This is a genomic window from Streptomyces sp. WMMC500, assembly GCF_027497195.1.
Lineage (GTDB): Bacteria > Actinomycetota > Actinomycetes > Streptomycetales > Streptomycetaceae > Streptomyces.
Genome location: NZ_CP114905.1, coordinates 7,696,653 through 7,708,089, shown reverse-complemented (window position 1 = coordinate 7,708,089; position 11,437 = coordinate 7,696,653). Strand labels below are relative to the sequence as shown.

Annotated in this window: 8 protein-coding genes; 5 read left to right on the top strand and 3 right to left on the bottom strand. The window is 71.6% G+C overall.

What is annotated here, in order from left to right:
* Positions 1-26: 26 nt before the first annotated feature.
* Both O7599_RS33225 and metH read right to left on the bottom strand, forming a co-directional pair.
* A complete protein-coding gene (locus O7599_RS33225; RefSeq protein ID WP_281619308.1) occupies positions 27-761 on the bottom strand; it encodes an HAD family phosphatase in 735 nt (244 codons plus the stop codon).
* Between the two features lie 158 nt (positions 762-919).
* Complete coding sequence (gene metH, locus O7599_RS33220) at positions 920-4,468, bottom strand: methionine synthase (RefSeq protein WP_281619307.1); 3,549 nt, start codon at positions 4,466-4,468, stop codon at positions 920-922.
* A gap of 257 nt (positions 4,469-4,725) precedes the next feature.
* Here metH and O7599_RS33215 point away from each other — a divergent pair, with 257 nt between their 5' ends.
* The 5 genes from O7599_RS33215 (at position 4,726) to O7599_RS33195 (ending at position 10,563) form a co-directional block, all read left to right on the top strand.
* A complete protein-coding gene (locus O7599_RS33215; protein ID WP_281619306.1) occupies positions 4,726-5,490 on the top strand; it encodes an IclR family transcriptional regulator in 765 nt (254 codons plus the stop codon).
* 195 nt (positions 5,491-5,685) lie between these two features.
* Entirely contained in the window at positions 5,686-6,483 is a 798-nt protein-coding gene (locus O7599_RS33210) for an MIP/aquaporin family protein (RefSeq protein WP_281619305.1), read from the top strand.
* A gap of 80 nt (positions 6,484-6,563) precedes the next feature.
* A complete protein-coding gene (gene glpK / locus O7599_RS33205) occupies positions 6,564-8,090 on the top strand; it encodes a glycerol kinase GlpK (protein WP_281619304.1) in 1,527 nt (508 codons plus the stop codon).
* Positions 8,091-8,095: 5 nt separating this feature from the next.
* Positions 8,096-9,718: a glycerol-3-phosphate dehydrogenase/oxidase gene (locus tag O7599_RS33200; protein WP_281619303.1), complete on the top strand. Its 1,623-nt coding sequence runs from the start codon at positions 8,096-8,098 to the stop codon at positions 9,716-9,718.
* A gap of 173 nt (positions 9,719-9,891) precedes the next feature.
* Positions 9,892-10,563 carry a FadR/GntR family transcriptional regulator gene (locus O7599_RS33195; protein WP_281619302.1) on the top strand — a complete coding sequence of 224 codons (672 nt, stop codon included), beginning with the start codon at positions 9,892-9,894 and terminating at the stop codon, positions 10,561-10,563.
* Positions 10,564-10,609: 46 nt separating this feature from the next.
* Here O7599_RS33195 and O7599_RS33190 read toward each other — a convergent pair whose 3' ends face one another.
* On the bottom strand, positions 10,610-11,437 hold the full coding sequence (locus O7599_RS33190; RefSeq protein WP_281619301.1) for an amidohydrolase family protein: 828 nt from the start codon (positions 11,435-11,437) through the stop codon (positions 10,610-10,612).

Below are 11,437 nucleotides of genomic sequence, written 5' to 3'. Positions count from 1 at the left end.
CTGCGCGGAGTTTCCCCGCCGCTTTCTCACTGGAGGCGGTCGACTACGGAGCGGAGAAAGGGGAGATCGACTTCCGTCAGGGAACGCACGAGGTGCCGTCCCGGCGCCGGCTCGATCGGCGCCACCGACGGCACCGCCACGACGGCGCAGCCGGCCGCCTCCGCCGCCGTCACGCCCGTGAGGGTGTCCTCGACCACGGCGCAGCGCCGCGTGTCGGCCCCGAGGGCGGCCGCGGCGTGCAGGTACGGGTCGGGGTGGGGCTTCGTGCGCGGGATCTCGTCGCCGGCCACGGAGAGGTGGAACTCGTGGCCCAGGGAGCGCAGCACCCGGTCGATGATGCGCCGGTGGGAGGCGGAGACCAGGGCCGTGGGCACGTCGTGCGCGGCGAGTTCGGTGAGCAGCCGCCGGGCGCCGGGCATCAGGGGCACGTCGCCGTCGATCAGCTCCTCGAAGCGGGTGTTGAGGCGGCCGGCCAGCTCGGTCAGGCCGATGTCGGCGCCGGTGGTGGCGATGAGGTACGCGGCGCTGCGCGACATCGGGCCGCCGACGACGACCTGGCGCTGCTCCTCGGTCAGCTCGTGGCCGAACTCGGCGAAGACCGAGACCTCCGCGGCCCACCAGAAGCCCTCGGTGTCGACCAGGGTGCCGTCCATGTCGAGCAGCACGGCCTGCAGGGTCGTACCGCGCGCTGTACGCACGTGGCGGACCGGGGCGGTGCCCTGGGCCGTTCGGGTGCCTTCAGCGGGGATGCTGCCGGTCATCCGCTCACCTCCCTCTAAGGGGCGCAAAGGCCGGCCGCCAGAAGCGACCGGCCTGTTCCGGACCGACCAGTGTAAGCCGACTGTCCGAAAAGCGCCCGTGGAGCGCCTCCGGGCGCTCTTCGGACACGACCGGCGTACGCGCCGGGCGCGGGCGGCGCTCAGCGCGCGTTGAAGTACTTCGCCTCGGGGTGGTGGATGACGATCGCGTCCGTGGACTGCTCGGGGTGCAACTGGAACTCCTCGGAGAGCTTCACCCCGATCCGCTCCGGCTCCAGCAGCTCGGCGATCTTCGCCCGGTCCTCAAGGTCCGGGCACGCACCGTAGCCGAGCGAGAACCGCGCGCCACGGTACTTCAGCGCGAACATGTCCTCGATCTGCGCCGGGTCCTCGCCGCCGTAGCCCAGCTCGGCGCGTACCCGCGCGTGCCAGTACTCCGCCAGCGCCTCGGCGAGCTGTACGGAGAGCCCGTGCAGCTCCAGGTACTCGCGGTAGGAGTCGGCGGCGAAGAGCTCGGCCGTGGCCTCGCCGATCTTCGAGCCGACGGTGACGATCTGGAAGCCGACGACGTCCGTCTCGCCGGAGTCCTCCGGGCGGAAGAAGTCCGCCAGGCACAGCCGCCGGCCCCGCTGCTGCCGCGGGAAGGTGAAGCGGGTGCGCTCGCCGCCGTCGTCGCCGAGGACGATCAGGTCGTCGCCCTTGGAGACGCAGGGGAAGTAGCCGTAGACGACGGCGGCCTCCAGCAGGTTGCCGGTGTGCAGGCGGTCCAGCAGCCCGCGCAGCCGCGGCCGGCCCTCGGCGGCGACCAGGTCCTCGTACGAGGGTCCGTCGCCGCCGCGCGGCGCCTTCAGCCCCCACTGGCCCTTGAACAGCGCGCCCTCGTCCAGCCAGGAGGCGTAGTCGGCCTGCTGGATGCCCTTGACGACCCGGGTGCCCCAGAACGGCGGGGTGGGCACGGGGTTGTCCGTGGCCACGTCGGAGCGGGCGGGGGCGCGCTCGTCGTCCGCGCCGGCCGCGGCCGGCGTGGGGACCGCCCGCACCCGGCGGGGGCGCAGCTCGGGCAGCTCGGCGCCGGGGACGCCGCGCTTGACGCCGATGAGGGCGTCCATGAGGCGCAGTCCCTCGAAGGCGTCGCGGGCGTAGCGGACCTCGCCCTCGTAGACCTCGTGCAGGTCCTGCTCGACGTACGCGCGGGTGAGGGCCGCGCCGCCGAGGATGACCGGGTACCGGGAGGCCAGCCGGCGCTGGTTCAGCTCCTCCAGGTTCTCCTTCATGATCACCGTGGACTTCACCAGCAGCCCGGACATCCCGATGACGTCGGCCGCGTGCTCCTCGGCGGCCTCCAGGATGGCCGAGACCGGCTGCTTGATGCCGAGGTTGACCACGTTGTAGCCGTTGTTGGACAGGATGATGTCGACGAGGTTCTTGCCGATGTCGTGCACGTCGCCGCGCACGGTGGCCAGCACGATCGTGCCCTTGCCGGAGCCGCCCTCGCCGTCCTCGACCTTCTCCATGTGCGGCTCCAGATAGGCCACCGCGGTCTTCATCACCTCGGCGGACTGGAGCACGAACGGAAGCTGCATCTGCCCGGAGCCGAACAGCTCGCCGACGACCTTCATGCCGTCCAGCAGCGTCTCGTTGACGATCTCCAGGGCGGGCCGCTCGGCGAGCGCGGTGTCGAGGTCGGCCTCCAGGCCGTTCTTCTCGCCGTCGATGATCCGCCGCTTCAGCCGCTCGTCGAGCGGCAGCGCGGCCAGTTCCTCGGCCTTGCCCGCCTTCATCGACTTGGTGTCGACGCCCTCGAACAGCTCCAGCAGGCGCTGCAGCGGGTCGTACGCGGGCTCGTCGCCCTGCGCCGGGCGGCGCCGGTCGTGGATGAGGTCCAGGCAGACCTGCACCTGCTCCTCCTCCAGCCGGGCGATGGGCAGGATCTTGCTGGCGTGCACGATCGCGGAGTCGAGCCCGGCCTTCACGCACTCGTCCAGGAAGACGGAGTTGAGCACGACCCGGGCGGCCGGGTTGAGGCCGAAGGAGATGTTCGACAGGCCGAGCGTGGTCTGCACGTCGGGGTGGCGGCGCTTGAGCTCGCGGATCGCCTCGATGGTGGCGACGCCGTCGCCGCGGGACTCCTCCTGGCCGGTGCAGATGGTGAACGTCAGGCAGTCGATGAGGATGTCGGACTCGTGGATGCCCCAGTTGCCGGTGAGGTCCTCGATCAGCCGCTCGGCGATGGCGACCTTGTGCTCGGCGGTGCGGGCCTGGCCCTCCTCGTCGATGGTCAGCGCCATCAGGGCGGCGCCGTGCTCGCGGGCGAGGGCCGCGACGCGGGCGAAGCGGGACTCGGGGCCGTCGCCGTCCTCGTAGTTGACGGAGTTGATGACGGCCCGGCCGCCGAGCTTCTCCAGGCCGGCGCGGATCACGTCGACCTCGGTGGAGTCCAGCACGAGGGGCAGCGTGGAGGCGGTGGCGAACCGGCCCGCGAGTTCGGCCATGTCGGCGGCGCCGTCGCGGCCGACGTAGTCGACGCAGAGGTCGAGCATGTGGGCGCCCTCGCGGATCTGGTCGCGGGCCATCTCCACGCAGTCGTCCCAGCGGCCTTCGAGCATCGCGGTGCGGAACTTCTTCGAGCCGTTGGCGTTGGTGCGCTCGCCGATCGCCAGGTACGAGGTGTCCTGGCGGAACGGCACCGTCTGGTACAGCGACGCGGCCCCCGGCTCGGGCCGGGGCGAGCGCTCGCCCGGCCGCAGGTCCCGTACCCGCTCGGTCACCTGCCGCAGGTGCTCGGGGGTGGTGCCGCAGCAGCCGCCGACCAGGGACAGCCCGTACTCGCGGACGAACGTCTCCTGGGCGTCGGCCAGTTCTCCGGGGGTCAGCGGGTAGTGCGCGCCGTCCTTGCCGAGGACCGGGAGGCCGGCGTTGGGCATGCAGGACAGCGGCACCCGGGAGTGCCGGGCGAGGTAGCGCAGGTGCTCGCTCATCTCGGCCGGGCCGGTCGCGCAGTTCAGCCCGATCATGTCGACGCCCAGCGGCTCCAGCGCGGTGAGCGCGGCGCCGATCTCGCTGCCGAGCAGCATGGCGCCGGTGGTCTCGACGGTCACCGAGCAGATGAGCGGCAGGTCCACGCCGGTGGCGGCCAGCGCCCGGCGGGCGCCGAGGACGGCGGACTTGGTCTGCAGCAGGTCCTGGGTGGTCTCGACGAGCAGCGCGTCGGCGCCGCCGGCGATCATCCCCTCGGCGTTCTGCTGGTAGGCGTCGCGGAGCGTGTCGTACGCGACGTGGCCGAGGGTCGGCAGCTTGGTGCCCGGGCCCATGGAGCCGAGGACCCAGCGCTGGCGGCCGTCGCCCGCCGTGTACGCGTCGGCGGACTCGCGGGCGACGCGCACGCCGGACTCGGACAGCTCGAAGATCCGGTCCGCGATGTCGTACTCGGCGAGGGCGGCGTGGTTGGCGCCGAAGGTGTTCGTCTCCACGCAGTCGACACCGGCCGCGAAGTACTCGTCGTGCACGGAGCGCACGATGTCGGGGCGGGTGACGTTGAGGATCTCGTTGCAGCCCTCCAACTGCTCGAAGTCCTCCAGGGTGGGCTCCTGCGCCTGGAGCATCGTGCCCATGGCGCCGTCGGCCACCACCACACGGGTGGCGAGGGCCTCGCGGAGTGCGTCGGCTCGGGTCTGCTGGCTGGCGGCGGGCTGGGACGGCTGCGAGGCCATGGGGATACTCCCTCGTGTGCGACGGCTGTCGGCTATGCGCGGCCCGCGAGGACCGCTGCACGGGCCCAGGATATCGGCCGCAGCCGATTCGGGGCGGGCCGTCCCGCAACCCGGACGGTGTGGGTCTGCGGGCTTTCCGGCAGACTCGTGCGCGGGCGGCACTTCCGGGGACTTCCCCGACGGCCCCCCTGCGGCGTGACAATGACCCATACTGTTCAGCATTGTCGAACTGCCGGTCTCGTTGAGGAGGATCTTCCGTGGCACGGAACATCCAGTCGCTCGAACGAGCGGCTGCGGTGCTGCGCCTGCTGGCCGGAGGAGAGCGGCGCCTCGGCCTGTCGGACGTCGCCTCGACGCTGGGGCTGGCCAAGGGCACGGCGCACGGCATCCTGCGCACGCTCCAGCAGGAGGGCTTCGTCGAGCAGGACCCGGTCTCCGGCCGGTACCAGCTCGGCGCCGAGCTGCTGCGCCTGGGCAACAGCTATCTCGACGTGCACGAGCTGCGCGCCCGCGCCCTGCCCTGGACCGACGACCTGGCCCGGGCCAGCGGCGAGAGCGTGCACCTCGGCGTGCTGCACCACCAGGGCGTGCTCATCGTCCACCACGTCTTCCGCCCCGACGACAGCAGGCAGGTGCTGGAGATCGGCGCCATGCAGCCGCTGCACAGCACGGCGCTGGGCAAGGTCCTGTGCGCCGTGGACCCGGTGGCGCACGCCGAGGCCGCGGAGGGCGACCGCAAGGCGCTCACGCCCGCCACGGTCACCGAGTCGGCCGAGTTCGAGCAGATCCTGGAGCTGACCCGCGCCCGCGGCTGGGGCTCGGACGTCGAGGAGACCTGGGACGGCATCGCCTCCGTCGCCGCCCCCGTACGCGACCGACGGGGCATGCCCGTGGGCGCCGTCGGCGTCACCGGCGCGGTGGAGCGCCTCTGCCCCGGCGGCGAACTGCGGCCGGAGCTGGTGGCCGCGGTGCGCGACTGCGCCCGGGCGGTGGCCAGGGACCTGGGCGCCGGCCGCTTCTGAGCGGCACGGGGTCCGCACGTCCTCCGTTCAGCCGATTCTTCGTTTTCCCGTCACCGGGCCTTGACTCGCCCGTGACGTGGCGGAACACTGCCGTGCACCGGTCGGCATTGTCGAACACCTGACGACATTTTTGACGTATGGTGTGTCGCGGGCCGGTTTCCTCACACGGACCACCCAGGACAAAGGAGTCGCAGGATGGAGCCGTCCAATTGGGACATATTCTCCGGTGAGGTAGTGGGGACTGCCTTGCTGATCGTTCTCGGCGGTGGCGTGGTCGCCGCCATCACCTTCAAGAAGTCGAAGGCCTTCGACGCGGGCTGGGTCGCGGTCTCCTTCGGCTGGGGTTTCGCGGTTCTGACGGGCGCGTACATGGCGGCCGGCGTCTCCGGTGCTCACCTGAACCCGGCGGTGACCCTCGGTCTCGCGATCAAGGGCGACACCGACTGGGGCGACGTGCCGCTGTACATGGCCTCCGAGATGCTCGGCGCCATGATCGGCGCCGCGTTCGTGTGGCTCGCCTACTACGGCCAGTTCCACCACCACCTCACCGACAGGGACGTGGTCGGCCATCTGGAGGGCGCGGACGAGAAGGCGATCGAGGCACACGAGAAGGGCGCGGGCCCGGTGCTCGGCATCTTCTCCACCGGCCCCGAGATCCGCAACGCCGTGCAGAACACGATGACGGAGATCATCGCGACCTTCGTCCTCGTCATCGCGATCCTCACCCAGGGCCTGAACGACGAGGGCAACGGGCTCGGCACCCTCGGCGCGCTGATCACCGCCCTGGTCGTCGTCAGCATCGGTCTCTCGCTCGGTGGCCCCACGGGTTACGCCATCAACCCCGCGCGCGACCTCGGGCCGCGCATCGTCCACGCGCTGCTGCCGCTGCCCAACAAGGGCGGCTCGGACTGGTCCTACGCGTGGATCCCCGTCGTCGGACCGCTCATCGGCGGTGCCGCCGCCGGCGGGCTCTACGAAGCCGTCTTCGCCTGAGCCGGCACGTCCCGCCCGGCGGGCGGGACGCCGCAGGGCAGCACCTCGACCACGCCGAACCAACGACGTATCGGAGCGACATGACCGACGCACACACTGCAGGCCCGTTCATTGCGGCTATCGATCAGGGGACGACTTCGAGCCGGTGCATCGTGTTCGACACCGATGGCCGGATCGTGTCGGTGGACCAGAAGGAACACGAGCAGATCTTTCCCAGGCCCGGCTGGGTGGAGCACAACGCCAACGAGATCTGGCGCAACGTCCAGCAGGTCGTCGACGGTGCCGTCACCAAGGCCGGGATCACCTCGGCGGATGTGAAGGCCATCGGGATCACCAACCAGCGTGAGACCACCCTGCTGTGGGACAAGAACACCGGCGAGCCGGTCGCCAACGCGATCGTCTGGCAGGACACCCGCACCGCGGAGCTGTGCCGTCAGCTCGGCGGCAGCCAGGGCCAGGACCGCTTCCGCGCCGCGACCGGTCTGCCGCTGGCGTCGTATTTCGCGGGGCCGAAGATCCGGTGGCTGCTGGACAACACGCCCGGGCTGCTGGCCCGTGCCCAGGCCGGTGACATCCTCTTCGGCACGATGGACTCCTGGGTGATCTGGAACCTCACCGGGGGTCCGGGCCGGGGGGTGCATGTCACTGATGTCACCAACGCCTCGCGCACGATGCTGATGAATCTGGAAACCCTGGACTGGGATGCGGATATCTGCCAGGCCATGGGGGTGCCGCAGGCGGTGTTGCCGGAGATCCGGTCTTCGGCGGAGGTCTACGGGCGGGCTGCTTCGGGGACGTTGACGGGGATTGCGGTCGCCTCCGCACTGGGCGATCAGCAGGCCGCGTTGTTCGGGCAGACGTGTTTCGATCAGGGGGAGGCGAAGTCGACCTACGGGACCGGCACGTTCTTGTTGATGAACACCGCGGGTGAGCCGGTGCACTCGGAGAACGGGCTGGTGACCACCGTCGGCTACCGGATCGGTACCCAGCCGGCGGTCTACGCGCTGGAGGGGTCGATCGCGATCACGGGTGCGCTGGTGCAGTGGATGCGTGATCAGATGGGCATCATCTCCACCGCCGCGGAGATCGAGACTCTGGCGTTGAGTGTGGAGGACAACGGCGGGGCGTATTTCGTGCCGGCGTTTTCGGGGTTGTTCGCTCCGTACTGGCGTGATGATGCGCGTGGGGTGATCGCGGGGCTGACGCGGTATGTGACCAAGGCGCATCTGGCGCGGGCGGTGCTGGAGGCCACCGCGTGGCAGACCCGGGAGATCGTCGATGCGATGACCAAGGACTCGGGTGTCGAGCTGACCAGTTTGAAGGTCGATGGCGGTATGACGGCCAACAATCTGTTGATGCAGACCCTGGCGGATGTGCTGGACGCGCCGGTGGTGCGTCCGCTGGTCGCCGAGACCACCTGTCTGGGTGCCGCCTACGCCGCGGGTCTGGCGGTCGGTTACTGGCCCGACACCGACGCCCTGCGCGCCAACTGGCGCCGCGCGGCGGAATGGACCCCCCGCATGGACGAAGCCACCCGCAACCGCGAGTACAACGACTGGCTCAAAGCGGTCCAACGCACCATGGGCTGGATCGAGGACAAGGAGTAGCGACGATGACTCTCCCGCAGACCGTCCCGGAGGCGATACCCGCGCTGGGGACGCACCCGACTGCCGGCCGCGACCTCAGCCGTGCGGAGACGCGGGATCTGCTCGACCGGGCGACCTACGACCTCCTGGTCATCGGCGGCGGGATCCTGGGCACCTCGGTGGCCTGGCACGCCTCTCAGTCGGGACTGCGGGTGGCGATGGTGGAGGCCGGCGACTTCGCCGGCGCCACCTCGTCGGCGTCCTCCAAGCTCGTCCACGGCGGCATCCGCTACCTGCAGAACGGCGCGGTGAAGCTGGTCGCCGAGAACCACCACGAGCGCCGGGTGCTCGCCCGCGACGTGGCACCGCACCTGGTCAGCCCGCTCCCCTTCTACCTGCCGCTCTACAAGGGCGGCCCGCACGGCGCCGCCAAGCTCGGCGCCGGCGTCTTCGCCTACTCCGCGCTCTCCGCGTTCCGCGACGGCGTCGGGCACCTCATCACCCCGGCGAAGGCGGCACGGACCGTCCCCGCGCTGCGTACCGAGGGGCTGAAGGCGGTCGCCGTCTTCGGCGACCACCAGATGAACGACGCCCGGATGTCGGTGATGACGGTACGGGCCGCGGTCGGCGCCGGTGCCGTCGTCCTCAACCACGCCGAGGTCACCGGGCTGCGGTTCACCCACGGCCAGGTGACGGGTGCGGACCTGCGGGACCGGCTGAGCGGCGACGAGTTCGGCGTCGACGCCCGGCTGGTGCTCAACGCGACCGGTCCGTGGGTGGACCACCTGCGGCGGATGGAGAACCCGGCCGCGGCGCCCTCCATCCGGCTCTCCAAGGGCGCGCACGTCGTGCTCAAGCGGCGGTCGCCGTGGCGCGCGGCGATGTCGACGTGGGTGGACAAGTACCGCGTCACCTTCGCGTTGCCGTGGGAGGACCAGTTGCTGCTGGGCACCACGGACGAGGCGTACGAGGGCGACCCGGGCGAGGTGAGCCCGACCGACGCCGACATCGCGCAGATCCTCGACGAGGCGTCGCTCTCGGTGCGCGACGAGGACCTGTCGCCGGACCTCGTGACGTACACCTTCGCCGGGCTGCGGGTGCTGCCGGGCGGTCCCGGCGGCACGGAGCAGGCCAGGCGGGAGACGGTCGTCACCGAGGGCACCGGCGGGATGCTGTCGGTGGCGGGCGGCAAGTGGACGACGTACCGGCACATCGGCCGGATGGTGCTGGGGAAGCTCGCCAAGGAGCACGGCGGTGCGATCGCCGAGGACATGCAGCCGGTGAAGTCCCTGGTGCCGCACACGCCGCTGCCGGGGGTGGCGAACCCCCAGGCGGTCGCGCACCGGCTCCTCGTCGACCGCGACCCGGGCCACCGCATGGCCCCCGACACCGCACGCCAGTTGGCCACGCACTACGGTTCGCTGTCGTACGACATCGCCCGTCTGGTCAACGAGAACCCCGACCTGGGCGAGCGCATCCACCCCGACGGGCCCGAGATCTGGGCGCAGGTGGTCTACGCCCGCGACCACGAGTGGGCCGCGACGGAGGACGACGTGCTGCGCCGCCGCACGACGGCGGTGATCCGCGGCCTGGACACCGCCGACGTCCGGGCCCGGGTGCGGGAGTTGCTCGCACACAGGCGGGACTGAGCGCCGGCGGCCGGCCGGGAGGTCCGAGGGGGGAGGTACCGTGGGGCGCCTCTCCCCTCGCCGGCTTCCGCCTCCCGCGGGATTCACCGCCCACCGCCGCCTCTCTCACCGCGTGCGCAGGTCATAATGGAAGCGGCGCAGACATCGGATGTCTGTGTCAGGGAGGGCGCGAGATGGCGGTCACGGACGAGGCGATCGAGAAGATCAAGGGAATGATCGTCTCCGGCAAGCTGCGGCCGGGCGACCGGCTGCCCAAGGAGAGCGAGCTGGCGGCCGAGCTGGGTCTGTCCCGCAACTCGCTGCGCGAGGCGGTGCGCGCCCTGGCGCTGATCCGCATCCTCGACGTACGGCAGGGCGACGGCACCTACGTCACGAGCCTCGACCCCCAACTCCTGCTGGAGGCCATGAGCTTCGTCGTCGACTTCCACCGCGACGACACCGTGCTGGAGCTGCTCGCCGTACGCCGCATCCTGGAGCCCGCCGCGACCTCGCTGGCCTGCACCGGCATCGAGGAGGCGGAGCTGGACGCGCTGGAGGCGGAGCTGACGGAGCTGGGCGAGGACCCGTCGGTGGAGGAACTGGTCCGCGCCGACCTGGAGTTTCACCGCCGGATCGTGCAGGCGTCCGGGAACTCCGTGCTCAGCTCCCTGCTGGAGGGGCTGTCGGGGCCGACGGCCCGCGCCCGCATCTGGCGCGGCCTCACGCAGGAGGACGCGGTACGGCGCACGCTCACCGAGCACCGGGCGATCCTCGACGCGATGCGCAGCCGCGACGCGGAGGCGGCGCGGTCGTGGGCCACGGTGCACATCGCGAGCGTGGAGCAGTGGCTGCGCCGGACGCTGTGAGCGCCGTGGCGCCGGGCACGGCCACCGGCCGCGCCCGGCGACGGCGTCAGCCGGGGAGGTAGATCCGGCGGGCGTTGCCGCCGAAGAACGCCTCGCGCTCCTCGGCCGCCAGTTCCGCCGCCGCCTCCTCGGCCAGTTCGACGACCCGCCCGTAGTCGGCCGCCAGCGTGCACACCGGCCAGTCCGAGCCGAACAGGATCCGTCCGGGGCCGAACGCGTCGATCACGTGCCGGGCGTACGGCAGCACGTCCGCCGGCCGCCAGTGCTCCCAGTCCGCCTGCGTGACCAGGCCGGACACCTTGCAGCTCACGTTGGGCAGCCGGGCCAGCTCCGTGACCAGATCCGCCCACGGCTGCCACTCCCCCGCCGCGATCGGCGGCTTGCCCGCGTGGTCGAGGACGAACCGGGTGTGCGGCACCGCGCGCGCCGCGGCGATGGCCGCCGGCAGCTCGCGCGGCGTCACCAGCAGGTCGTAGACGAGGCCGCTCTCCCCCGCGAGCCCCAGCGCCCGCAGCACGTCGGGGCGTACCAGCCACCGCGGGTCGGGCTCGTCCTCCGCCTGGTGGCGCAGCGCCCGCAGGCGCGGCGGGCGGCGGCGCAGGGTGTCCGCGTCCAGGCCGGGCGCGGTCAGGTCGAGCCAGCCGCAGACCAGCTCCACCGGCGGGCTCGGCTCCTCGCACAGCTCCAGCGTCTCCTCGTACGACGACGAGGTCTGCACCAGGACCGTGCCGTCGATGCGGTGCTCCGCCAGATGCGGCCCGAGGTCGGCCAGCGTGAAGGTGCGCCGCAGCGGGTCGGCCCAGGAGCCGTCCATCCACGGCTGCGGGCGGCGGGTGATGTCCCAGAGGTGGTGGTGGGCGTCGATGCGCGGCAC